This is a genomic window from Campylobacter sp. CFSAN093249 (genome assembly GCF_011067895.1).
In the GTDB taxonomy this organism is placed as follows: domain Bacteria; phylum Campylobacterota; class Campylobacteria; order Campylobacterales; family Campylobacteraceae; genus Campylobacter_D; species Campylobacter_D jejuni.
In genome coordinates this window covers 88,549-112,331 of sequence record NZ_JAAMWM010000002.1, presented here as the reverse complement: position 1 = coordinate 112,331, position 23,783 = coordinate 88,549, and the positions used below count along the sequence as shown (strand labels likewise).

32 protein-coding genes and 5 tRNA genes are annotated in these 23,783 nt (G+C 29.3%); 26 read left to right on the top strand and 11 right to left on the bottom strand.

The features are described 5' to 3' along the window. Position 1 precedes the first annotated feature (1 nt). Positions 2-862 carry a menaquinone biosynthesis family protein gene (locus tag FBF10_RS01495; RefSeq protein ID WP_002860117.1) on the bottom strand — a complete coding sequence of 287 codons (861 nt, stop codon included), beginning with the start codon at positions 860-862 and terminating at the stop codon, positions 2-4. Positions 863-967: 105 nt separating this feature from the next. Between FBF10_RS01495 and recA the strand changes: the two genes are divergently transcribed. The 21 genes from recA (at position 968) to FBF10_RS01395 (ending at position 11,270) form a co-directional block, all read left to right on the top strand. After that, entirely contained in the window at positions 968-1,999 is a 1,032-nt protein-coding gene (gene recA / locus FBF10_RS01490) for a recombinase RecA (RefSeq protein WP_002851424.1), read from the top strand. Next, the gene (gene eno / locus FBF10_RS01485; RefSeq protein ID WP_002888833.1) at positions 1,999-3,243 is read left to right on the top strand and encodes a phosphopyruvate hydratase; all 1,245 of its coding nucleotides are present in this window, start codon (positions 1,999-2,001) and stop codon (positions 3,241-3,243) included. The genes recA and eno overlap by 1 nt, the downstream gene beginning before the upstream one ends. A 65-nt stretch (positions 3,244-3,308) precedes the next feature. Further along, positions 3,309-3,512 (top strand): hypothetical protein, encoded by a 204-nt coding sequence (locus FBF10_RS01480; protein WP_002839177.1) that lies wholly within the window; start codon positions 3,309-3,311, stop codon positions 3,510-3,512. Next, the gene (gene cgpA, locus FBF10_RS01475; protein WP_002867529.1) at positions 3,502-4,164 is read left to right on the top strand and encodes a glycoprotein CgpA; all 663 of its coding nucleotides are present in this window, start codon (positions 3,502-3,504) and stop codon (positions 4,162-4,164) included. Before FBF10_RS01480 ends, cgpA begins: the two co-directional genes overlap by 11 nt. Then, entirely contained in the window at positions 4,164-5,012 is an 849-nt protein-coding gene (locus tag FBF10_RS01470) for a DNA ligase (protein WP_002888836.1), read from the top strand. Before cgpA ends, FBF10_RS01470 begins: the two co-directional genes overlap by 1 nt. A gap of 42 nt (positions 5,013-5,054) precedes the next feature. Beyond that, a tRNA-Pro gene (locus tag FBF10_RS01465) sits at positions 5,055-5,132 on the top strand. Positions 5,133-5,156: 24 nt separating this feature from the next. Continuing rightward, positions 5,157-5,233 (top strand) — tRNA-His (locus tag FBF10_RS01460). 3 nt (positions 5,234-5,236) lie between these two features. Continuing rightward, positions 5,237-5,313, top strand: a tRNA-Arg gene (locus tag FBF10_RS01455). 14 nt (positions 5,314-5,327) lie between these two features. Continuing rightward, positions 5,328-5,404: transfer RNA gene (locus FBF10_RS01450), tRNA-Arg, on the top strand. Positions 5,405-5,408: 4 nt separating this feature from the next. Continuing rightward, positions 5,409-5,493 (top strand) — tRNA-Leu (locus FBF10_RS01445). Between the two features lie 198 nt (positions 5,494-5,691). Beyond that, entirely contained in the window at positions 5,692-5,928 is a 237-nt protein-coding gene (locus FBF10_RS01440; RefSeq protein ID WP_002888837.1) for a tyrosine-type recombinase/integrase, read from the top strand. A 2-nt stretch (positions 5,929-5,930) separates the two neighbouring features. Then, positions 5,931-6,485, top strand: a complete 555-nt coding sequence (locus FBF10_RS01435) for a hypothetical protein (RefSeq protein ID WP_002888838.1) — start codon at positions 5,931-5,933, stop codon at positions 6,483-6,485. Between the two features lie 212 nt (positions 6,486-6,697). Next, positions 6,698-6,925: a type II toxin-antitoxin system HicA family toxin gene (locus tag FBF10_RS01430; protein ID WP_020247164.1), complete on the top strand. Its 228-nt coding sequence runs from the start codon at positions 6,698-6,700 to the stop codon at positions 6,923-6,925. Next, positions 6,922-7,290, top strand: a complete 369-nt coding sequence (locus FBF10_RS01425; protein ID WP_002860113.1) for a hypothetical protein — start codon at positions 6,922-6,924, stop codon at positions 7,288-7,290. The genes FBF10_RS01430 and FBF10_RS01425 overlap by 4 nt, the downstream gene beginning before the upstream one ends. A gap of 10 nt (positions 7,291-7,300) precedes the next feature. Continuing rightward, positions 7,301-7,438 carry a hypothetical protein gene (locus FBF10_RS01420; protein WP_002869697.1) on the top strand — a complete coding sequence of 46 codons (138 nt, stop codon included), beginning with the start codon at positions 7,301-7,303 and terminating at the stop codon, positions 7,436-7,438. A gap of 37 nt (positions 7,439-7,475) precedes the next feature. Next, positions 7,476-8,330 carry a hypothetical protein gene (locus FBF10_RS01415; RefSeq protein WP_020247165.1) on the top strand — a complete coding sequence of 285 codons (855 nt, stop codon included), beginning with the start codon at positions 7,476-7,478 and terminating at the stop codon, positions 8,328-8,330. A 303-nt stretch (positions 8,331-8,633) separates the two neighbouring features. Next, on the top strand, positions 8,634-8,816 hold the full coding sequence (locus tag FBF10_RS01410; RefSeq protein ID WP_002869698.1) for a helix-turn-helix domain-containing protein: 183 nt from the start codon (positions 8,634-8,636) through the stop codon (positions 8,814-8,816). Positions 8,817-8,826: 10 nt separating this feature from the next. Next, positions 8,827-9,120, top strand: a complete 294-nt coding sequence (locus FBF10_RS01405) for a hypothetical protein (protein WP_002888674.1) — start codon at positions 8,827-8,829, stop codon at positions 9,118-9,120. A 1-nt stretch (position 9,121) separates the two neighbouring features. Beyond that, positions 9,122-9,490: a hypothetical protein gene (locus FBF10_RS08695; protein ID WP_002888672.1), complete on the top strand. Its 369-nt coding sequence runs from the start codon at positions 9,122-9,124 to the stop codon at positions 9,488-9,490. 65 nt (positions 9,491-9,555) lie between these two features. After that, positions 9,556-10,236, top strand: a complete 681-nt coding sequence (locus FBF10_RS08690) for a hypothetical protein (RefSeq protein ID WP_002888671.1) — start codon at positions 9,556-9,558, stop codon at positions 10,234-10,236. After that, positions 10,233-11,270, top strand: a complete 1,038-nt coding sequence (locus tag FBF10_RS01395) for an AAA family ATPase (RefSeq protein WP_240367379.1) — start codon at positions 10,233-10,235, stop codon at positions 11,268-11,270. Before FBF10_RS08690 ends, FBF10_RS01395 begins: the two co-directional genes overlap by 4 nt. A 435-nt stretch (positions 11,271-11,705) precedes the next feature. Here the strand turns inward: FBF10_RS01395 and FBF10_RS01390 are convergent, their stop codons facing one another. Together FBF10_RS01390 and FBF10_RS01385 are read right to left on the bottom strand one after the other, a co-directional pair. Further along, a complete protein-coding gene (locus tag FBF10_RS01390; protein ID WP_002870306.1) occupies positions 11,706-11,912 on the bottom strand; it encodes a hypothetical protein in 207 nt (68 codons plus the stop codon). Positions 11,913-12,162: 250 nt separating this feature from the next. Further along, positions 12,163-12,390 carry a hypothetical protein gene (locus FBF10_RS01385; protein WP_002870305.1) on the bottom strand — a complete coding sequence of 76 codons (228 nt, stop codon included), beginning with the start codon at positions 12,388-12,390 and terminating at the stop codon, positions 12,163-12,165. Between the two features lie 139 nt (positions 12,391-12,529). Between FBF10_RS01385 and FBF10_RS01380 the strand changes: the two genes are divergently transcribed. The 5 genes from FBF10_RS01380 (at position 12,530) to FBF10_RS01360 (ending at position 15,540) form a co-directional block, all read left to right on the top strand. Further along, positions 12,530-12,898 carry a hypothetical protein gene (locus FBF10_RS01380; RefSeq protein WP_002889423.1) on the top strand — a complete coding sequence of 123 codons (369 nt, stop codon included), beginning with the start codon at positions 12,530-12,532 and terminating at the stop codon, positions 12,896-12,898. A gap of 437 nt (positions 12,899-13,335) precedes the next feature. Then, positions 13,336-13,566, top strand: coding sequence for a hypothetical protein (locus tag FBF10_RS01375; RefSeq protein ID WP_002876069.1), 231 nt, complete (start codon positions 13,336-13,338; stop codon positions 13,564-13,566). Continuing rightward, positions 13,566-13,853, top strand: coding sequence for a type II toxin-antitoxin system RelE/ParE family toxin (locus FBF10_RS01370; RefSeq protein WP_002782344.1), 288 nt, complete (start codon positions 13,566-13,568; stop codon positions 13,851-13,853). Before FBF10_RS01375 ends, FBF10_RS01370 begins: the two co-directional genes overlap by 1 nt. 535 nt (positions 13,854-14,388) lie before the next feature. Next, a complete protein-coding gene (locus FBF10_RS01365) occupies positions 14,389-14,805 on the top strand; it encodes a hypothetical protein (RefSeq protein WP_002888678.1) in 417 nt (138 codons plus the stop codon). A gap of 297 nt (positions 14,806-15,102) precedes the next feature. After that, the gene (locus FBF10_RS01360; RefSeq protein ID WP_002888679.1) at positions 15,103-15,540 is read left to right on the top strand and encodes a DUF411 domain-containing protein; all 438 of its coding nucleotides are present in this window, start codon (positions 15,103-15,105) and stop codon (positions 15,538-15,540) included. Between the two features lie 9 nt (positions 15,541-15,549). Here FBF10_RS01360 and traF read toward each other — a convergent pair whose 3' ends face one another. From traF to FBF10_RS01320, 8 genes are all read right to left on the bottom strand, one after another. Then, entirely contained in the window at positions 15,550-16,053 is a 504-nt protein-coding gene (gene traF, locus FBF10_RS01355; RefSeq protein ID WP_002851157.1) for a conjugal transfer protein TraF, read from the bottom strand. Beyond that, positions 16,014-16,502: a TlpA disulfide reductase family protein gene (locus tag FBF10_RS01350; RefSeq protein WP_002884226.1), complete on the bottom strand. Its 489-nt coding sequence runs from the start codon at positions 16,500-16,502 to the stop codon at positions 16,014-16,016. The genes traF and FBF10_RS01350 overlap by 40 nt, the downstream gene beginning before the upstream one ends. Then, positions 16,499-17,152, bottom strand: a complete 654-nt coding sequence (locus FBF10_RS01345) for an ABC transporter ATP-binding protein (RefSeq protein WP_002858988.1) — start codon at positions 17,150-17,152, stop codon at positions 16,499-16,501. The genes FBF10_RS01350 and FBF10_RS01345 overlap by 4 nt, the downstream gene beginning before the upstream one ends. Continuing rightward, positions 17,149-18,267: an FtsX-like permease family protein gene (locus FBF10_RS01340; protein ID WP_002858987.1), complete on the bottom strand. Its 1,119-nt coding sequence runs from the start codon at positions 18,265-18,267 to the stop codon at positions 17,149-17,151. The genes FBF10_RS01345 and FBF10_RS01340 overlap by 4 nt, the downstream gene beginning before the upstream one ends. Beyond that, complete coding sequence (locus tag FBF10_RS01335) at positions 18,257-19,549, bottom strand: ABC transporter permease (RefSeq protein WP_074470802.1); 1,293 nt, start codon at positions 19,547-19,549, stop codon at positions 18,257-18,259. Before FBF10_RS01335 ends, FBF10_RS01340 begins: the two co-directional genes overlap by 11 nt. Next, positions 19,536-20,939: a Fe-S-containing protein gene (locus FBF10_RS01330; protein ID WP_002888685.1), complete on the bottom strand. Its 1,404-nt coding sequence runs from the start codon at positions 20,937-20,939 to the stop codon at positions 19,536-19,538. The genes FBF10_RS01335 and FBF10_RS01330 overlap by 14 nt, the downstream gene beginning before the upstream one ends. A gap of 82 nt (positions 20,940-21,021) precedes the next feature. Beyond that, complete coding sequence (locus tag FBF10_RS01325; protein ID WP_002778842.1) at positions 21,022-21,561, bottom strand: iron transporter; 540 nt, start codon at positions 21,559-21,561, stop codon at positions 21,022-21,024. Continuing rightward, positions 21,558-23,648, bottom strand: a complete 2,091-nt coding sequence (locus FBF10_RS01320) for an FTR1 family protein (RefSeq protein ID WP_002888687.1) — start codon at positions 23,646-23,648, stop codon at positions 21,558-21,560. Before FBF10_RS01320 ends, FBF10_RS01325 begins: the two co-directional genes overlap by 4 nt. Positions 23,649-23,783 lie beyond the last annotated feature (135 nt).

The following is a 23,783-nucleotide window of genomic DNA, read 5'->3' as shown; positions in this document are numbered from 1 at the left end:
TTTAAGAATTTCTAGCTTCTTCGTATTCGCTAGGGATAAGATAATCATTTACATGTATGATTTTATCATAAAATTTATAATCATATCCTAGTTTAAAAAGCGTATCTACAGCTAAAAGTTGAGTTTGATTCATGCTAATAGAGTTTTTATTGGCATATAAATTAAGATAAGTATCAAGTTTTTCTTCATCAACACGGATAAGTTTTCTTTCCATAAGCATAGGGGCTAAAATTTTACGATTTGCATCGGCAATTTTTACAGCATTGGTTAAATCTCTTTCGATCTTAATCGCATCGCTTAAAGGCAAAGAACGACGCAAAGCCATTCCACCTAAAGGCAAAGGCAAATTTTCTTTAGCAAATTCAAGCCATATATCCCAAAGTTCTGCTTCCACGCAAAGACTTTGATCAAATTCTAAAATGCTTTCATGGATCAAAACTCCTGCATCTACTTCGCCACTTAAAACTACATTTTCAATGTCTAAAAAATTCTTATAAATAATTCTTGCTTCAGGGTATTTCATACGAAAAATCAAAGCATTGGTGGTATTTGCTCCACTCAAAGCGACTTTAAAATTTCTTTTTAAATGCGTGTCTTTTTTCTTGATGAGTTTTGGCCCATAACCTTCACCAAAACTCACTGCTGTGCGTAAAAGCGCATACTCAGAAGCGATTAAAGGATAAAGCCCAAAAGAAATAGCCGTAGCATCAAATTCATTTTTCAAGGCAAATTCATTTAAAGTTTGTATATCTAAAGCTGTATTTTCATAAGCAAAATCATTCCCTATCCACCCAAATTTAATAGCCATATACATAAAAATATCATCAGCATCAGGAGAATGTGCAATAGTAATTTTTTTCATCTATGCTTCCTTTAAATCTTTGCTTTAATTCTAGCAAAATAAATCATTATTTAATTTTATTTTGTTAGAATTCTAACTAAAAATTTAGAATTTTTAAGGAAAGTTATGGATGATAATAAAAGAAAATCTCTAGACGCTGCCCTAAAAAGTTTAGATAAAACCTTTGGAAAAGGCACTATCTTAAGACTAGGGGATAAAGAAGTCGAGCAAATCGATAGCATAGGCACAGGTTCAGTTGGACTTGATCTTGCTTTAGGTATAGGCGGTGTTCCAAAAGGAAGAATTATAGAAATTTATGGGCCTGAAAGTTCAGGTAAAACCACTCTAACTCTACACATTATCGCAGAATGCCAAAAAGCAGGTGGAGTTTGTGCTTTTATCGATGCAGAACATGCGCTTGATGTAAAATATGCTAAAAATTTGGGTGTAAATACAGATGATTTGTATGTTTCTCAGCCTGATTTTGGAGAACAAGCCTTAGAAATTGTAGAAACTATAGCAAGAAGTGGCGCAGTAGATCTTATCGTAGTAGATAGCGTTGCAGCACTTACCCCAAAAGCAGAAATTGAAGGCGATATGGGCGATCAACATGTAGGACTTCAAGCAAGACTTATGTCTCAAGCTCTAAGAAAACTTACAGGTATAGTTCATAAAATGAATACCACAGTAATTTTTATCAACCAAATTCGTATGAAAATCGGTGCTATGGGTTATGGTACTCCTGAAACCACAACAGGTGGAAATGCATTAAAATTTTATGCTTCTGTGCGTTTAGATGTTAGAAAAGTAGCAACCTTAAAACAAAACGAAGAACCTATAGGAAACCGCGTTAAAGTAAAAGTAGTTAAAAATAAAGTTGCTCCTCCATTCAGACAAGCTGAATTTGATGTGATGTTTGGAGAGGGTTTAAGCCGTGAAGGTGAATTGATCGATTATGGTGTAAAACTTGATATCGTAGATAAAAGTGGTGCGTGGTTTTCTTATAAAGATAAAAAACTTGGACAAGGTAGAGAAAATTCAAAAGCTTTCTTAAAAGAAAACCCTGAAATTGCAGATGAAATCACAAAAGCAATTCAAAATTCTATGGGAATAGAAGGTATGATCAGCGGTAGCGAAGATGACGAAGGAGAAGAATAATGTTAGTAATTGAAGATGTTAGAGCCTATGAAGTTCTTGATAGTAGAGGAAATCCAACCGTAAAAGCCGAAGTTACGCTAAACGATGGAAGTGTAGGTGCGGCCATAGTTCCAAGTGGTGCAAGTACAGGTTCAAAAGAAGCCTTAGAATTGCGTGATAATGATGAAAGATTTGGCGGAAAAGGCGTTTTAAAAGCTGTTGCAAATGTCAATGAGACCATTGCAGATGAAATTTTAGGACTAGATGCTTTTAATCAAACTCAACTTGATGATACTTTGCGTGAGCTTGATGGAACAAATAATTACTCAAATTTAGGTGCAAATGCGACTTTAGGCGTATCTATGGCAACAGCTCGTGCGGCTGCAGCTGCTTTGGGAATGCCTTTATATCGCTACTTAGGTGGTGCAAATGCGAGCATTTTACCCGTGCCAATGTGTAATATCATAAATGGCGGTGCTCATGCAAACAACAATGTAGATTTTCAAGAATTTATGATCATGCCTTTTGGTTTTACTAGCTTTAAAGAAGCTTTGCGTTCAGTTTGTGAAATTTATGCGATATTAAAAAAAGAACTCGCAAATTCTGGACATTCTACGGCTTTAGGTGATGAAGGCGGTTTTGCTCCAAATTTAGCTAACAACACAGAACCTATCGATCTTTTAATGACTTGTATCAAAAAAGCAGGTTATGAAAATCGTGTAAAAATCGCTCTTGATGTGGCAAGTACAGAATTTTTCAAAGATGGCAAATATCACATGGAAGGCAAGGCTTTTTCAAGCGAGGATTTGATCGAACGCTATGTAGAACTTTGTGCAAAATATCCAATTTGCAGTATCGAAGATGGCTTAGCTGAAAATGACTTTGAAGGCTGGATCAAGCTGACTGAAAAATTAGGCAATAAAATTCAGCTTGTAGGCGATGATTTGTTTGTAACTAATGAAGATATTTTAAGAGAAGGCATCATCAAAAAAATGGCAAATGCTGTGCTTATTAAACCAAATCAAATCGGAACTATTACCCAAACTATGAGAACTGTGCGTTTAGCGCAAAGAAATAACTATAAATGTGTGATGAGTCATAGAAGCGGCGAAAGTGAAGATGCTTTTATAGCGGATTTTGCTGTGGCTTTAAATACAGGACAAATCAAAACAGGAGCCCTAGCGAGAGGTGAAAGAACCGCAAAATACAATCGCTTGCTTGAAATTGAACTTGAAAGCGATGAATACTTAGGAGAAAAGCTCTGAGCGATTTACTTAAAGAATACGACGAAAGCACAAGAAAAAAAAGTTTTTATACCCATGTTATAAAAATGATTTTTTGGGCTTTTCTTGTTGTAATTGGAGCGATTTATTTTGGCAATATGTTTTTTGGGCAGTATTCTTTAGATACTTTATTAAGCTTAGAAAATACCAAAGAAGAGCTTAATAAAAAGATTATTTTGCTCAAAGAACAAAATGCTAAAGCACAAAAAGATTATTTTGAATTAAAAGGATTATACCCAAATGAAAACTAGAATTTTGGCAATATTTTTTATTTTTACCTCTCTTTTATATGCTGATGAAAATCCTTTCAAGACAGATCAAAATATAACCTTGGTTGCTCCACCTGAATTTCAAAAAGAGGAAGTTAAATTTAATTCTAGTGCAAGAATTTTAAAAAGCATCACTTTTAATTATATCAATTTAGACGGAAGTGAAGATAAGATCGATTTAGATGTCAATAAAAGTATTGATTGGCACGATACTTATACTATATCAAGATTTAAAAGTCCTGATCCTTCAAAAGTACTCGATGTTTCAGTTACTATACCTGAAAAAAATAGCTCCAAACAAGAATCAAACTCAACAGCCAATGTTGAAATACCTTTACAGGTTGCAAAGATTTATGATTTTATTTCTTATGCGGTTTATAAAAATAAAATAAAACTTAACACTAGTGATGAAATGATTACAGATTTTTCAGTAGGAAATCCAAGTAAAATCGTTATAGATTTTAGATCTAAAATGATTAGCCCTACAAAAAACATACGCCTTAGCAATTCTATTTTTAAACGCATAGACTTTGGATCTCATAAAGGATATTATCGACTTGTAATATATCTTGATGGAACTTATAATTATAGTATTCAAAAAGATGCAACTGGATATATGATTAATCTGCTTTGATGAGGTTTGTTTTTTTAATATGTTGTGCTTGTTTAGTTTTTGCTAATGAAATTTTACTTCTTAGCAAATTCGATAAGCAAGATTTTAACTCTAAAGATTTTAATGCTTATTTGATGAGCGAAAAACTTGATGGAGTGCGTGGAATTTGGGATGGGAAATATCTAAAAACTCGCCAAAATTACAAAATAAAAACTCCTGACTTTTTTACAAAAAATTTCCCTCCTTTTGCTATTGATGGTGAGCTTTGGCTAGCAAGAAATAAATTTGATGAAATTTCAGCTTTAATTCGTAGTGGCGATAGTAATTTGACCTTATGGAAGGAAGTAACTTATAATATTTTTGATGTACCAAATGCTTGCGAAGAATTTCAAATTTCTACTTGCACTCTTAAAAATCGTTTGGCTGTTTTAGAAGAGTATTTGCAAAAATATCCTAGTGCCTATATAAAAATTATTCCTCAAATTCCAGTTGAAAATCAAAATAATTTAAATCAATTTTACGAAAGCATTATAAAAAATCAAGGTGAAGGTATTGTCATACGCAAAAATTTAAGTCCTTATGAAAAAGGCAGAAGTAAAAATGCTATGAAATTAAAACCCTATGATGATGCAGAGTGTGAGTTAGTAGGATTTCGCAAGGGCAAGGGTAAATTTGAAAATCAAGTAGGTGCCTTACTTTGTAAAATGCCTAATGGACAAATCATTAAAATAGGCAGTGGTTTAAAAGATGAAGATAGAAAAAATCCTCCAAAAATTGGTAGTATTGTGACTTATAAATTTAATGGATTGACCAAAAATTCCTTACCTCGCTTTCCGGTGTTTTTAAGAATAAGAGATGAAAATCCTTGACTTTAAAATTATTTTGTGATAAAATATTTCCTTTTATTTATTCGGGGTGTAGCGCAGTCTGGTTAGCGCACTTGGTTTGGGACCAAGGGGCCGAAGGTTCGAATCCTTTCACCCCGACCATTTTTTATAAATTTATACAAAATGGTGAGTGTAGCTCAGTCGGTTAGAGCATCAGATTGTGGTCCTGAGGGTCGTGGGTTCAATTCCCATCACTCACCCCACTAGCGCTCGTAGCTCAACTGGATAGAGCGACAGACTTCGGATCTGTAGGTTATGGGTTCGATTCCTATCGGGCGCACCACCAAGATTTTATATGCGTTCATAGCTCAGCTGGATAGAGCAACGGCCTTCTAAGCCGTAGGTCAGAGGTTCGAATCCTCTTGGGCGTACCACTTTGCGGATGTGGTGAAATTGGCAGACACGCCAGACTTAGGATCTGGTGCAGCAATGCGTGAAGGTTCAAGTCCTTTCATCCGCACCACTCTAAACCCCATTTTACCATACTTTTAGAGATTTTGCTTAAATTACGCTGAAGCCTTTGAAGTCCCATTGTATCATTTCGAATTATTTCAAAAAGGCAACCTTTTAGCAGGTAACTTTTAATAGTAACCGGATGAAAGGATAGCTATAAAATAGTCCTTTTCATCCATTTAAGTTTAGCGGTAAAAAAATATCAAATTTGGCAAGACAAGAAGCCAAAATAAGAGAACTTAGCGGAGTAAAAGAATGGACGCCCCATTTTTCAAGGCACATAAAGGCTAGTTTTTTAATGCAAAATGGAGTTAATCCCGCAGTTATTAGTGGAGCTTTAGGGCATAGGGATTTAAGTACTATAAATATTTATGCGACTAATGATACACTTAAAGCAAGTCAAAGAGCTAATGAAGCTTTAAAAAAGCTACAAGAAAAAGATTAAAAATGTTAGGTTTAGAATTTATCTTTTCAAAGCAAAGATTAGAGCATTATAAAGATATAAACGAACATTTTGAGAACTTGAAATTAATATCTAAGATAATGCCTAAAATAGCAATACTTGAAATTTATCTAAGAAATGCCCTAGATTATGAATTAAATAGTAATTGCAAAGAATGGATAAAAACTAGCGATAATCCTTTTTTATCGGCTAAAATAAATGAGTTTAAAGATAAAGATAGTTTAAAACCTCATCAAATCTTATCACGCCTTAGCTTAGGTGTAGTGGCTAAATTAATCATATCTTACAAGGTGCAAAATAAGATTTTAGATTTAAGGGCTTTTGATTTTAGGAAGTATAGCAGTAGTAATAGAAACTTTTTTATTTACGAAAATACAAAACAAGGCTTTGATAATATAGATAAAGTTAATATAGTTTTAAACTTGCTACATACTTTAAGGAATAGAGCCTGTCATTTTGAAAATCTTTTAAAAATTAGAGAAAATGATAATAAATTATATCCACGCATAAGCACAAAAGAAAAAAAGGGACTAATATAGGTTTAATGCCTGATAAGATAGAAAACTTTTTAAATGATTTGATTTGTTTAATAAATAAAGATTTGTTAGATTATCTTAGGTTGAGCCCCCCCCCCCTTTTTTTTGAATGTAAAAGAATTATAAAATACAAATACTTAATAAAATATAAAATACTTTGCAAGGCTTTGAATGCATTTAAAATATTTTAAGATAATTATATATATAATACATATATGAACAACAAAGAAAAGTTAATCAAAGAATTAGAAAATAACCCCAAAAATGCAAGTTTTGCTAACATAGAAAAGCTTTTAAGTTGGTATGGTTATAAACTAGTTAGCATTAGGGGAAGTCATCATAAATTTAAAAAAGATAATAAAAGCATTATTGTGCCTTTGCATAAACATATAAAAGAATTTTATGTAAAGCAAATATTAAAACTTTTAAAGGATGAAAAATGAAAAAAGATATAAATTATTATTTGAATTTGCCTTATAAGATTAATTTAGTAAAACTTGATGATGGCGATTATTTCGCACAATTTGATGATAAAGAACTTAATAAACTTGTCTTAATGGCAGGAGATGGTAAAACACCAAACGAAGCAATAGAAGATTTAAAAAATGCCTTTGCTTGTTATTTAGAAGAAGCTTTGGCTAAAAATGAGTTTATCCCAGAACCCATACAAAAAGACAAAAGTAAAAATCTAGCTATTACCTTAAAAAATAGTCTTGTAGATGAGATAGATTTTTATTCTAAAAAAATGGGCTTATCAAGAAGTGCATTTCTAGCGGTATCGGCTAAAGCATATATTAAAACACTTTAAGGGGTTAAAAATGAACTTGATTTTAGAAAATGTAAGCGATGATTTGGCAAAAGTCATTAAAGCAATGGCAAAAATAGAAAATACAAAAGTAAAGTTAAAAAAAGAAAAGAAACTTACTATTAATGGTTTTAATTTAAGTTTATTTTAATAAGTGGTTAAATGGGAAAAAGAGAGTAAAATAAGCGATGTTACCAAGTTTTAAAGCTGATTTTGAAGTGGCGATAAAATGGGAAAAAGAAAGAGAATGTCAAGAAGCCATTAATGATAAAATAGAGCCATATTATAATATAGAAATAGAAAAAGCAAAAGATGAAAACTATTTATATGATTATTTATGTAATAGTTGGCTTGAAAATCCTTTATATTTTATCTTTCAAAGTGAAGAATGCACAATTTTAAATAATAAGATAGAAGAACAAAAAATAGTCTTATGTGATTTTTTACTTAATAATGATATTCTTTTTAATAGCCTTAAGATTTTTAACAAATTATCCCCAAGAGAAAGAGTAAAAGAAAGAGAAAATATAATACATAATTTATCACATTTTGTAAAATTTTCAATGGAAAAGTTTTTATATAATACTATATTTAAAAGCGAAATAAAAAAAACTTCAACACAAATAAAAAAAGATAATGAAATATTAGTCAAAGCTTTAAAAATATTAGATGAAAATTTGAAAGATGAAAATATACTAAAAAATACAAAAATAGTCCAATATCATTTTTATAAATTTTGTAATGCTTGTAGAAAAATACCAGCAGCAGAAGAATTGAAAAATTATATATTTACCAATAGACTGCTAAGTAGAAATATAAAAGAATATATCAATTTTTACATAAAGCTAGCTATTAATAAAAATATTTTATTTTCTATAGATTTTAACAATAACAAAAATTACATCAATGCTTGTAATAATAATTTCGATGATTTTATGTTTAAAATGCAAGAAAAATATAAACTGAATAAAAGAGAAGTTAAAAGAAAAGAGCTTAAAAATGCTATTATAAAAGCTTTTGATAATTATTTAAGATATAATTAATATATAATACAATTAATTAAAATATTTTAATTTTAATTTTGTCTTGTCTTTTATTTTAAAAACTGCTAAAATACTTCTTAAATATTTCAAATAATATTTTTTAATTTAATGAAATTTGAAAAGCTTTAAACTTTTTGATCTAGTGCGTTTCAATCAAGTCGCCAAACAAAGAATTAAAACGCACAATTTCATTATAAGAGCCATAGTTTAAGCCCTTAAAAGAAATTGTAATAAATTTAAACTTACTAATTCCTTTTTAATGGCTTTATTAATTGCATTAATAAAATTTAGAAAGGATACAAAATGCAAGACACAAACAAAGACTTTTTAACTATACAAGAAGTAATTACACTTTACAGCTTAAGCAAAGATACTCAAAATAAATACAGAATGCAAAAGAAAATACCTTATATTAAAATAGGTAAAAAAATCTTTTATGAAAAAGTTAAGCTTGATGAGTGGTTTAAAAACCATACTATCAATTAGGGCGGTAGTTATGAATAATAAACAAGCCTTAGAATATTTAAAAAGCGAATTATGTTTTATATTTAATACTAGATTTAGATACTTTGACTTTGAAATTTTTAATTTACTTGAGAAAAAAATACAAATTTTGCAAAAATTACCAGACTTTGAAAGAGAAATAAAAGAGCTTTTAGTAATTTTAGAAAGTAATAAAAAACTTTTTCTTAAAAAGAATACTTTCATTAAAAAAGAACAAAAAAGGCAAATTCTTTTAAATGCTTGTAAGGCAACTTATGAAGCTTTAAAACACAAATTAAAGCCTTAAAATGAGCATAAGTCTTTTTAATGATGAAATAAAGGCGTATATAAAAAATTATTATTCTATAGTTGATTTTTTATATTTACGCTATGGTTTGGAATTTGACAAAGCAGGAAATGAAAGACACAATAAAAGCCTTAAAATAAAAACTAACACTTGCTTGATTACTGATTTTAATGGAAGTTTTAGTGGGGATATAATCGATTTTATAGCCTTTAAAGAAAATGTAGAGTTAAAAGAAGCTTTGATTATATTTAGTGATTTTAACAGGTTGCCCACGCAAAAGGTGGGTAGCTTTAAACCACAAAAAGAGCCTTTAAAAGATAATAGCTATTTAAAAAATATAGCTTATTCTTTACAGGCTAATTTTATTTAGCTAATAGCGATTTTATAGAATGTAAGGCTTTAGAAAAAGCTTTTTTTAATGATTTTAGACTTTTTATGCACTTATGTAAATTAAATTTTTCAAAAGATGATGAGTTTGAAAGTATTTTAAAAGACTATTTTGCTTTTTCAAAAGATGATAAAAGTTTGGCTTTTATCTTGAAAGATAAAAACGAAATTAAAAGCGTGGCTATTAGAGAAAAGCTTTTTAAAAATGAATTAGTCAAATGGTTTAAAGTTAAAGGTAGTAGCAATAAATTTATAAAACTTATAAAAGCCAAAGAAAAAGGCTTATTAAAAGATTATTGTTTTATCTTTAGTGGCATAAAAGAAATTATAGTAAGTGAATTGCTAGGATTAAACGCTGTTTGTTTTCAAAGTGATAGCATGATGAAAAATATACACTCACACGAGCAAATCAATGAGCTTTTAAACCTCATCGATAATAAAAGAATAGTTTTTATAGTTGAAAACGATGAGAGCAGTTTTAAAGCTAATTTAGAGCTTTTAAAAGAATTAATACAAATAAATCCTTTGGAAAAAGGCTATTGTGTTTTTAATTATGATGAGGTAAAAAACGCTGATTTTATAGATTTTTTAGCTTATTTAATGAAAGAGTTAAGACAAGACTACCAAAGAGATAAAAAAGGCTTAAATAGTTTTTTTTCTTATATGGAAAAATACTTTAAGAATTATTTTAATAAAAAAATGAATTTATTTTTAAAGGTAATAAAATGAAAGATTATAGTAAAGAAATTAATGATTTAAAAAAAATAAAAAGCCAAGTTATAGATAAACTTGACTTTAAAGAATTTGAAAATATTAAAAGTCAAATAAATGAAACAAGTTGCAACCCTAGTAAAATTATATCACAAAAAAATGCAAATATAAAAAATAATTCTTTTGTAGATTTAACACAATGGGCTATAAGAAGCGTTGATTTAGAAAAAATAGAATTTACATCTTTAATCGATGATTTTTTGGATAAAGGAAGTATTAGTTTTTTAACAAGTGAAGCTAATAAGGGTAAAACTTTTTTAAGTTTTGCTATTTGCAAGCATTTATTAGAATTTAACAAGATTAGAAAAATTATTTATTTTGATGGTGATAATAGCAAAATAACCATTAAAAGCAGGATTAAAAAAAGTATGCAAATAGGGGGATATTATTTTTTAGATTATCCTGCTTTTAATTATATACAAACAAGCAATGCTTTAGAGTGTGGAACTGATGAGATAGAAGTTGATTTTAACTTTATTGTTGAAAAATATCTAGAACCTTTAATGCAAAGCGGTGGTTTGGTTAATGTTTTTATCGTATTTGATAGCCTTTTTAACTTTTTTAATGGTGATATGAATGATAATAAAAAAGTAGTTGAATTTATGAAAATAATTAAAAAAATAAGTCATAAAGGCGAAGCTACTTTTTTATTTATACATCACAAGGGAAAGAGTGCTAAAAGTGAGTTCATGGGTGGGGTTAATTTCTTAAATGCGACCGATAACCTTTTTAAAATACAAACAAGTAATAACGATGGAGAAATTTTAAATATAGAATTAAATACAAAAAAGGCAAGAAATTTTTTACCTTATAATTTAAAGGTAGATATAGACTTAAATACGCTTGATTTAAAAATAGAAAGAGCAATAAATGAAAACGATACAAACTTTCTTACAAAAGCTAAAGAAATCATAGAACAAAAAGGCGAGATTTTGCAAGGGGGAGTTATTAGAGCTTTTAGAAAAATCAAAAACCGATACACATGCCATTAAAAAGCTAGAAAGTGGAAAAGGGTTATATTTTAATATAATAGAAAAATCAAGAGCAACGGGTGGAAAAGCTTTAAAATATTATGTGCCTTTAAAAGAGAATAAAACCATCATTAACGGCATAGAAATAAATGCCGAGCAAACTTTATTTAGCGAATAAGTAAAAAGCTATGTGAGTTTAATTCATATAGCTTTTTACTTAATTATTATCTTATAGCCATAGCTTAATAAAAACACTCCTAAAATCAAAAAAGTATTTTTACCGATAAAACACCTTAGACAAAAAATAAAAACGCTTAAAATCGCTTATTTTAATATTAGTTTATTTTTATATTTTAATTTAGTATTTTTTATAAAAAGTGGTTGAAGGGGGTGTCTTCAAATTTGAAGACACCTAGCAATTAGCACTGCTCAATTTTGAGCACACATCATCAAAACTTACAAATCATCTTTTATTAAGTCTTTAATCTTATTGTATTTTTGAGCTTTGATATAGTTTTCAAGCCAAGATTTAACCCAGTTAGGCGTTTTATCGGCTTTAACCCAATTCATCAAAGTAGGATAGGGCAAGTCGCAAAGAGTAGCAAACTCTTTTTTAGATAGGTTGCATTTTTTTAAAATGCTTTCAAAATCGTTATTAGTCATAATTAAGCCTTTATATTAATTTAATAGCTATATTGTAGCATATAGCATTAAAATAATACTTTAATACTTGACTTATAGATTAAAACAATATATAATTATGATTTTTAATTATTAAATCAATACAAAAGGATAAAAAAAATGGAAAAGTAAGATTTTTTGTTTTTCCATAGATGGAAAAACATAGTATGGAAAAAGAAAAGATTTTAAAAAAATGTAAGAATTTTAAGAGTGAAAATAAACTTTTAAAGGCTTATTCTAACTTCTCTTTGTTTTTGTATTTTTCTAGTATTTTTAATAACTCATCTAAGGCTAAACCTTTTTCATAATAATATAAAAAAGGCTCCACCCACGATGGAATTTCTTTGTCATCTTTCCAATTTGTAGAAATTCCGCTATAACTTACTTTTGCTATATCTGCAAATATTTTTCTTGTTAATCCTAATTGCTTAATTTTTTCATCAAATTCTAATCTTGTCATTTTATAACCTTTTTAGTTAATTACAAAATAATTATAACATTTTTTTATTAAATAACATAAAAATATATTGACTTTTTTAGTAAAAAACTATAAAATTACACTTTATTTTTAGTTAAATACATAAAAAAAGGAGAAAAAAATGGAAAAGGTAGATTATTGTAGAATGAGTTGCCTAGATGGCAAAATAAACGCTTTTAAATATCTTTTAGATTTATTTTTAAGTGATTTGGAAAACGAAAACGATGTTAAAACTTGTAATATGTTTGACAATGATACAAGTATAGAGTATGTAAAAGATATGCTTATGATGATGCTTGATAAGATAAAAGAAATTGTTATCGACCAAGATAATTGTCATCACAATATAGATATGTACGCAAGTGTTTATCATGAAATTATAAAAGATGAGTTAGGTAAAGAATTTACCCCTAAAGAGCTTAAAGAACTGCATAAGAAACAAGAAGAGAGATTATTAAAAGAATTACTTGAAGGGAGTAAAAAGAAATAAAACAAGGTAGTAAGTTTAACTTGCTACCCTTACCTTTAAGGGCAAAAATCTATTTTTAATCTTCTAAATTCAAATACAAATAAACCACGCAATAAAATCCTTATAAAGTATATAAAAAAGATGATGTAAATAAAATTTACTCCATATAAAACAAACTTTGAAATATACAAAAATTAATTTAATATTTAAGATAATTTTAAGAAAGGTTGAAACGATAAAAGAAGCTAATTTTAGGGCTTTTGTATAAAACACCACTTAAAAAGATGAGCTAATTAGTGGGGGGGCTAATGGGTAGATTAAACCTAGGGCTTAAAAGCTACCTAACTTTAACTTATATAGATTTGTCAAAGTATTTTAATTAAATAGCCTTTCTTTTAAAGGCTTATAAAATAAAATAAGTTATAATAACTAAACTTTGAATCAGTAAAGGAAAAGCTATGCAAACCATAACAATAAAAGCAAAAGAACAAGAAATAAACAAGCTTTTAGATATTTTAAAAGAGTTAAATATCAGTTATGAACTAGAAAGCAACAACTATAAAAAGGCTTTAAATGATTATGAAAGCGGTAAAAGTTGGCAAGAAACAAAACAAGAACTACATAAGGCTTTAAATGATTATGAAAGCGGTAAGGCTAAATTAACGCCATTAGGCAGTGAATGGCTGTAATGCAAATCCTAGAAAGCGATTTATTTACAAATGAATTAAATATTATTTTATCCTTTATTGTGAGAAAGGAAAGTATAAAAGTTAAAAACACTTTTAAAAATGATTTATACAAGGCTTTAAAAAAGCTTGATTTTATGCCTTATAAGTTTAGAAAGTCTTTAGCCTTTGATGATGAGAATGTAAGAGATTTTATATTTAAAGGTTATGTAATACCTTACAAAATAGACAAAGAAAAAGATTTAATTATTATCTTAGGTATTTATAAAGAAAACCTACCAAACTTTTAAAAAATTACTTTTTAAGCTTTTGAAAAAATGAGTTTAAGTTTCAAGCTAAAAAAGCTTAAAAAAATGAGAAAACTTAAATAAAAAAAGCGTGAAACATTCTATTTAAGCTAAATAAACTTAAATGGCTTTAAAAATACCTTAATATAATTTTTAATAACCCTATAAAATAGGGCTTTAATGATGATATAAATAAATAAAGCTTGAAAAGTGTAGTTTTCAAATTTGATTTAAGTTTTCAAAGGATATTCTTTAAATTTCTATACAAATAAAAAGGTAACTTAATAAAGGTAACTATTATAAAAATACTATAAAATAGGTATTTATTTTTAGTTATATATTTCAAGTCCTTTCATCTGCACCACTTACTTTTATCATTTTCAAACAAGAGTTGATTTCTCATAAATTTTTATTTCATTTTAAAATTTCTTATGATTGTTAGATAAAATGCAAATTTAATTTAAATAAATTTAAAAATTATCTTGCAAAAGATTTGAAAAATAATTCAAATATACAAAATTCAATTCAAGGAGATAAAATGAAAAAATTAGGTTTAGTTTTAGCAGCTTTAGTTGCTTTAAATGTGTCAGCATTTGCAGATTTGATAGTTATCAATAAAAAAGATTTAGTTCCAGTTTCAGCAAGCGAAATGCAAAACAAATATTTCCAAGAGAGTATAAAATCAACTTTAACTGAGCCACTTTTTAAAAAGGCAACTTTTTATGAAGCAGATATTGTTGCAAAAGTTGATCCAAGAACTTATAATTCAACTCAAGCTATAATACAAAAAGAATATTCAGATAAAAGCAATTATGTTTATTATAAACAAGTTCTTATATTAACTAGTAATGGTAAAAGAGCTAGATTATCTACTCTTTCTTGCGAAATTGCAAGTTTTGATAAGAAGGGGTATTTATGTGGAGGCACAGCTGATCATAATTATTCTATTAAGTAAATATTGCAAATAAAAATCCGCCTTGAGTTTTCACTCTTGGCGGAAATCCACCATTAGAACATACTATGAAAAAACATAGTAAGTATAAAATATATCTAAATTTTAAGCTTTTTAAGTTAAAAATTTCTAGTTTTTTAAATCGTTTTATCTTTTATATCTTTGCTGCAAAGACAAATCAACACTCATTAAAAGTCTTTTCTTGATTAAATTTTTGTAAATTCATTTTTAGTGTTAAAAATGTGATGATATTAACTTTATAAAAGTATTATTATATACTTTTTACTTAGGATAGCAATTATGAAAAAAACAATTTTAACCATTCTTTTTTTACTCACTCTTACGCAGGCTAAGGAAATACAAGTTTATGAAAGTCCTACTTGTGGCTGTTGTGATCTTTGGGCTGATTATATGAAAGCTAAGGGTTATGAGGTTAGTGTTCATAAAACCAATGATTTTCTTAAAATCAAAGAAAAAATGGGTATAAAAGATGAGTATCAAAGTTGCCATACAGGTGTGATTGAAGGCTATGCTATTGAAGGGCATGTTCCTGAAAGTGCTATAGCATGGTTGCTTGAAAACAAACCTAAAGATGTTATAGGAATTTCAGCTCCTGGCATGCCGCAAGGAAGTCCAGGAATGGAACAAGGTTACAGTGAAAAATATCCTGTAATTTTGATGAAAAAAGATGGAAGCTATGAGCTTTATGGATATTTTATAGGGGGTAAAAAGCTTTAAAGTAAATTTTTAGCTTTTTACTTTTTTGATTTCTTTTTCAAGTATGCTATAAGGAGTTAAGCCTATGAATTTTTCATCCATTTTTCCTTCTTTGAAAAAACTAAGCACAGGTACTCCATATATTTCCCCAATGGCACTTGAAAGGTATTTAGCTGCTCTTTTTTCATAAAACATTGCTAAATTAGATAAACCTTTTTCATCAGCCCAAGCTTTTGCATCATTTGCATCATTTGCATCGCCTAAAACCACAAAGATATTAAAATCATAATTTTTAGCCAAATTCTGCAAAATAGGAATTTGTTCTTTACAAACTCCGCAATCTTTTGTGAAAAATACTAAGGCAAAATTTTGTGCTTTATCATTTAGTTTTAGGCTTTTTTCAAAACCATTGTAGGCAAAATTATAGGTTTTATCGCTATTTAAAGCTTTAAAATTTTCTCCACTATCACAAGCTACAAAAAATAAAGCTATGATTAAAGCAAAGAAATAAGCTTGGATTCGAAAAATTCCCATGGTTTTTCTCCTAAAATTCTATCTTTTATCATCCCATCTTTAATGATGATGGTAGTAGGGGTTGCAAACACAGCGTAACGATCATTGGTGATTTTAAGATCGTCTTTTAAAACTTTTACATTTTTAAAGTTAAATTGTTCGGCTAAAACCTTAACCACATTGGCATTATCGATGGAATTTATAGCATAAACACTGATTTTATTGGGGTGATTTTGTATGAATTCATCTAAAGAAGGGAGTTCTTTTAAGCAAGAAGGGCAGCCATTTTGAAAAAAGACTAAGACTTTTAAACTTGTATTATCATCAGCAAGTTTTACAGCTTTTCCTAAGGTATCTTTAGCTGAAATTTCAGCGCTTTTTTCTCCAACTTTTCCAGTATCTTTTGAATTTTCAAAAGAACAAGCATTGAGCAAAAACAAAATGCTTAAGATTAAAAGGCTTTTTTTCATTTTAACACCCCATGTTGTAAGATAAGGGTTCGATCTGCGAATTTGGCTAAATCAGGATTGTGTGTGATTAAAACTATGGTTTTACCTTCATTTTTTAATTTTTGCAAGGTTTGAAGAACGATTTGTTCATTGGCTTCATCTAAATTTCCTGTGGGTTCATCTGCGAGTAAAAGCTCTGGGTTGTTGATTAAAGCTCTTGCTATACAAACTCTTTGTTGTTCTCCGCCACTTAATTGGCTAGGTAAATGAGTGAGTCTATGCGAAAGTCCTACTTTTTCAAGAACCATTTTGGCATCTTCTTCATCTACACTTGAGTGATAATGCTGAGAGAGCATAACATTTTCTAAGGCGTTAAGATAGGGGATAAGATGAAATTGTTGAAAGACAAGCCCTATTTTTTCACGACGCAAGGTGATTTTTTGCTCTTCATCCATTTGCTCTAGGTTTTCATTATCCAAGATATACTCTCCAGAGCTTGGAGTATCCATGAGTGATAGTATGTTTAAAAGCGTTGATTTTCCACTTCCTGATGGACCCATGATGGCAAGCCATTCTCCTTCATAGACGCTTAAGTTGATATTGTTTAAGGCTTTAACTTTGCCAAATTCTTTATTTAAATTGTTGATTTTAATAAGTTCTTTTTTCATCATTCACCTTTCAAATTTTCACACACATTGATTTTTAATGCTCTTTTTATAGGAAAAAATGCAGCCAAAAAGGCAAAAATCAAAGAAATGATTAAGGCTATAAAAACAGCTATAAATCTAAAATCAATACCAGAATTAAAAATCAAATAACCAAAGACATTGGCTAAAAATATCCCACAAAAAGCTCCGATTAAACTAGCAAAAAAACTTACTATAAAGCATTCACTAGCAAAAAGTTTAAAAATTTCACTTTTTTTCGCACCCAAGGCTAAACGCAGTGCGATTTCTTTTTTGCGAGAAAATACAATAGAACTTAAAGTTGTATTAACGCTAGTAGTAACTATGATCAATACTACAAGTATGATTAAAAACATTAAAGCTTTGATTTTTCCAAGCACTAAACCTTCACTTAAGGATACTGAAGATATAGGTTTTGCATCGATGAATTCATTACTGATTGCTTGTGTTTTGGCTTTAACTTCATCAAAATTTCCATAAACTACAGCATTAGCATAGTTAATACCGGCTCTATCGCTTAAATTTTGCACCACGCTTAAAGGGGCTAAAACAATGCTATCAAATTCATCATTGCTTGAAAGTATGCCTTTTATGGTAAGTTTTATGCTTTTTCCATTGTTTGGATTGTAAATTTGAAGTTCATTACCTGTTTTTAGGCCTAGTTGCTTGGCTAAATTAACCCCTAAAAAGGCTGAATTTTCATCAAAATCATTTAGAGAAAAGCTTCCTTCTTTAACTTCTAAAAAAGGTTTAGTGATTTTTAAAGCCTTAAAATCAGTGCCTAAAACCACTCCGCTTGTACTGCCTAAATTTAAAAAATCATACAAAAAAGGAGTTAAAGCCCTAGCCTTTAAATTTTCTTTTATTTTTTCATACTCAGCATTGGAGATAAAATTTTCATCCTGTTTAGGGCTTATCATTACATTTGCTCCATAAGCTTTTAATTCTTTAGAAAGTTTGGTGTCAATATCAAAATAAATATTTAAAAAAGCTGAGCAAGTAAGTGCTCCTATAAAAACACTTAAAACTATTATAAAAAGTCTTTGATAAGAAAAGCTAATGCTTTTAAAAAGCTCATTAAGGAAAAACTTATCTACCATAAAGCACTCCTGCAGCTGAAAGTTGTGTGATATTTTTTATAGGAAGCAAGCAACCAAGTAAGGCAATAAGTCCTCCAAAAATAAAGCTTAAAGGTAAAGCTATAAAGGCTATATCAATAAAATATCCAAAAATACTAAGACTGATGATTTGAGAAAGTGCTGTGCCAAAAATAAAGCCAAATAAAGCAGCAAATAAAGCTACGATTAAATTTTCACTAGCAAAGATGAGATAAATTTGAAAAGTATTAGCACCAAGTACTTTTAAAAGTCCTATTTCTTTCTTTCTGCGATGAATTTCAGAACTCATTAGACTTGAAATCGCAATGCTTGCAACAATAAGACAAATAATGCAAGTAATGCCCATTAAGGATTGGATCTTTTTAACCACCAAGCTTTGAGCATCACTTATAGCATTTAGAGCTTTTGCATCAGCACCTGGTAAGCCATCGCTAATTTGACTAGCGATTGAGCCTACATAAGCTGAGCAATACCATTTGTCATATTCTAACTGATCTAATTTTTCTTCTCCCATGCGACGTACTTTTTCAGAAAGGGCTGATTCAGGTATGGTAAAAGCTCTTACTTCTGCACTTGAGTAAAGCCCTTGTTTGTTGAGTAAATCTTGAGCTAAATTTAAAGGAGCGATGATTTTATTTGACATTTTAGGATTGGCATGAAGTAAAATGCCTACGATTTTTGCTTCTTTGCTTTGATTGTTTTCTCCTATGAGTTTGATAGTATCTCCTAATTTTAATTTATTGTTTTTAGCAAAGTCTTCGCCTAGCATGATTTCATTGCTATCATCTTTTGCCCATTCTCCTTGCACTGCTAAATAAGGATAAAGACTTTTTATACCTGTGATAAAATCATCATCATCTTTAATTTTTATGGCTTTTTGAAAATAAGTACCATAAATAAGTGCTTTTTGTTGGGAGTTTTCAATTGTGATTTTACCTTCCAAAAAAGGAGCAAGTGCGGTGATGTTGTTACGCCAATAAATGTCTTTAATCATATATAAATTTTTTTCTTCTAGGTAGTTTTTGTTTTTTAAGGGTTCATAAAGTTCATTACCTATTTCTATACTAAGGCTTGAGCCTTTGGGTAAAACAAGGATATTAGAGCCATAGCTTTTGAGTTGTTTAGTTACTTCATCACCTATACTTAGGGTAATATTTAGCATAGTAGAGAGCAAAAGCGTGGCTAAAAAACAAGTAAGAAAGGCTAAAAATTTTTGAATTTTGTTTTTAAATATAGAGTTAAAAATCATTTTAGCCAACATCATTTCTCCTTTGGATTAAAAATTGGGCTTCGTTTTCTTCTACATATTTTGTAGGATCTTTTTTAAATTCTTCATAGTTGTTTTGATTTGAAAAATAATAAGTAATCCCTTTATAGCTATAAGAAAAAGGAGCTTGGGTGTTTATAACCTTTGTTTTTGATACAGGATCTTGCACTTCAATTTCTTTGATTTGACTAAAATAATTAGATCCCGCTATTACATCTTTAACATCTATGGTGATTTTTTTACCATCGTATTCGTATTTGAGTGGGATAGGATTGCAACCCCCGCTTTTACCTACACTTGGCAAGAAAATACGCACATTGCAAGAAATGCAAATGAGTTGTCCATCTTTTTTGATATAGCCCATATCTCCACAAATCATACAAGCATCAAAAACAGCTACAGGAGAATCCTTATCTTCTCTTTTGTTGATAAGAAAAAACCTTATCACTTTGCCTTCAGCACTGATATAAGCAAAGCGGTGGAGTTTGTTATCCCTTAAAAGAGCTATATCAAAGATAAATTTGCCATTCTTATCGGGTAAAATTTCTTTAGGCTCATCTATGGTTAAAGGCTTAGAGCTTACCATAAAAAAGTATAAAACAATGCAAAAACTTATAACACAGGAGATAAAAACACTGGAAAAATAGCGATTAATAAGACTTGTTTTAGCTTCGTTTTTGCGATAATTTATATCTAAAATTTGTTTTTTGCTTATATTTTTTTTGCGAATTTTTAAGCTTAAGAATGCTAAAAAAGTGATGAAAATTAAATAAACATAAATTCCAAAAACACCAAAATAATTACTTTTTCCTACAAAACTCACCAAAAAAGTATGAGTTTCTATGATAGAATTTCGCATTAAAGTAAGCAAGATATTGGCTAGAGCTTTATCGCTTTCTATAAGGATAAGCAGTAAAAACAGCATAAAGCTTGTTTTTTGATTAAAATTTTTTTGCCATTTTAAAAAGAAGAAAATCAAAATACAAACAAGCAAGGCTAAAGCAATAAAACCTAAAGAACTTATACCTTCGCTATCGATTAAAGAGCTAGTAAAAATAGGGAAATCTTGACTTAAAAAATAATAATGCAAAGCGGTGCAAAAACTTAAAATTCCCAATAAAATAAAATTTAAAATTTCAATTTTTTTCCAAAAATAAAATATAAAGCTTACTAGCAATAAACCTATAAAAACAAAATCAAAATTAAAGATTAAATTTTCGGTTTTTAAAAATTGTGCTGCGATAAAAAAAGCAAAATATCCAAATAAAAAGCCCAAAAAAACTACTAAAAAACTTTTAAAAATATATTTTTTATTAGGAGTGATAAAGGCCATTAAAATACTTAGCGGTAAAACACTGATAAGAAAATGCACAAAATATATACTCATAATTTACTCTTTAAACATTGTTATTTTAATTTTTCAAATAAAAATAAAAATATTCAAACACTCGGAAAATCCGAGCGTAAAATTATTTTGGCGTGCCTGTGTATTTGAATTTATAATCTACTTTAAAAGGTTCAAACCACTTACCCACACCTGTTTCTTCATCAACATGGCGTCCAAAACCTTGTTTTTCTGGATTTGAGATATAAAAAGTAAGTTCATAATTTCCTACGCCAAAGCCACCTTTTTTATCTTTTTCCATAGCAATATTTGCACCATAGTGAGGACCATCATCAGCCACCATAGGCATCAAAGTTCCACGTTTAATTGCACCTGTGTCGGTATTTTTAAGTTCATAAGCTATAGTTAAATAAGGCATCCAAAAACCTTCTGGAAAACCATTTGGATTGTTTTTAAGTGCGTGAATGTCAGCTTCTAGGTGAATATCTGCTAAAGATGCAGCTAAATCAATACCTCTTGGCTCCATTTCAATAGGTTGTAAATAAACAGCGGCTATTTCCATGCCATTAAGTTCTTTTGGATCGCCGATCGGCACTTCGCCTGCAAATAAATTTGTACTAATAACCGCAGCTGCAGCAACTACTGATAAAACTTTTTTTATCATGATTTTACTCCTTTTTTTGAAATTTGTTTTGTTATTAAAATGCCAATAATTAGCATAATTAAAACTATAAATTGAGGGATTAAAGTTTCATAGTAAGGATAAATTCCAAGCCATAAAATCGGTTCAAAATTCATAGGTATAAGACCAGGAATGATGACTTTTCCTTCTATGAGTTCGGCTATGCCTTTGCCTGTAAAAACAAAAACCATGTAAAAAATAATGTAAGAAGTGATATAGAAAAATTGTTTTACAGGTATGCGAATGGCTCCTGCTTTTAAAAGAAAATATAAAACAATAAGTATTAAAATTCCAAGTCCAAGTCCGCCAAAAACAGCGCCAAAATCAGTGCTTGTTTTAGCATCAAAAAGCAAGGCTTGATAAAAAAGCACAGTTTCTGCACCTTCTCTATAAACAGCTAAAAATACGGTAATCCAAAGGGTTTTTGCACTATTGTTTGATATAGCATCTATAGCACCTTGTTTGATAAAGCTTGTCCATTTTTTATTTTGTGCGTTTGAAAGTAGCCAAAAGCCCACATAAAAGAGTAGCAATACGGCTATAAGCATGGTAATACCCTCTATAAGCTCTCTACTTTGTCCTGCATTTTCTTTAAATAGCCAAGAAACTCCAAAAGCGGTAACAAAACTTAAAATTACTCCTGTAAAAAGAGCACTATAGGCGATATTTAAACGATTTTTGTTGCCACTTTGCACAAGATAAGAAACAATGGCTACAACGATAATCAAAGCTTCCAAGCCTTCACGCAAAATAATACCTAAAGCCCATATAAACAGCGAATAAGGAGTAGAATATTGAATTTTATCCACACTGCTTGCTATGAGTTGTTCTAAGTCATTAAAAGTAGCTTCAAGCTCTTTTTTATCTGCACTTGCTTTAATCAGTGCCACGCCTTTGGAAAATAAACTTTCTATTTTAAGTTTTAAGCCGCTATCTACAGCACCGATTTTATTTTCCATACCGCTTGCTTCAAAAATATCTAGATAAATTCCTTGTAAATCATCTACTATAGAAGCACTAAAGCCATCATAATTTTTTAAAATTTCATCTAAAGCAAGTTTGATATCATTAGAAACTTTGGCATAATCTTTGCCTTTTGTTTCATCATTAAAGCCTGAAATTTGCAAACTTGAAAGTTCTGAATTTGGAATTTGTAAGAAAACATCAAAAATTTGTTCTTCTATGTTATCTAAGCCATCTCTTAAGCCTTTTTCATCTATTTTTGCATCGTTGATTTGGCGTATAAGGGTGCGTATGGCTTGTTGAATTTTTTGATCGTTTCCTGCTTTGGTAAATTTATTTACTAAAATTTCTACTTTGGTATTGCGATAATCACTAAATAAGGCATCATTTAAAAAATCTTTACTAGTTTGGTAGTTTTTTTCTTTAAAAGCATTAGCTGCCTGTGAAAATTTGGTAGAGATATTATCTAGTATAAATTGCAATCTTACGTCCATTGCAGCGGCAGCTTGTAAATCAGTGCTTGCATTATCATCTATAAGTTTGCTTGTATCATTATTTACAGGTATAGGAGCTTGGGTGGTTAAAGAGCTTTGTGCTAAATCTTTTTTATCTACACCCATCATTTGTGCGATTAAAGCTTCTGCATCAGCTTCGCGTTTGGCATTGGCTTCTAGGCTTGATTTTTCAGCTTTAGTCTTATCATAGTTTATATCGCTTGCTTCTGCTTTTAAACGATATCCATTTTGTAAAATCGGAGCTACTTCATCAAGATCATAATAAAGACTATCAATTAAAGCATTAATTTGTGTTAAAGGAGCTTCATCTTTATACATGCGACGCAAATTTACAAATTTACGCTCCATAGTGATGGCTTTTCTTCCTATGTTTCTTCCTATTGGGCCTTCCATATTTTCAAAATGTTGAAAATACGCATCTTCGCTAAGCTTTTTGGCGCCTAGATTATCGCCCTTTTTATAAGTTTCTATGCTTTGTTTTAGCATATCTTTGATAAGATTTGCTTCATTAATATAATCATCTACCCTAGCAAAAGCTGAGCTTGATAAAAAAATACCTATAATTAAAAATATAATTTTAAAAATTTTCATTATCATTATCCTTGATTTTTGATAAAAATAATATTTATTATCAAAATAAATAATGGCTAGTATAATACTAAAAATCTTAAATAGAACTAAAAAATAAGCTTTTATGTTGATAATATTTTTTTTATTAAATTATAA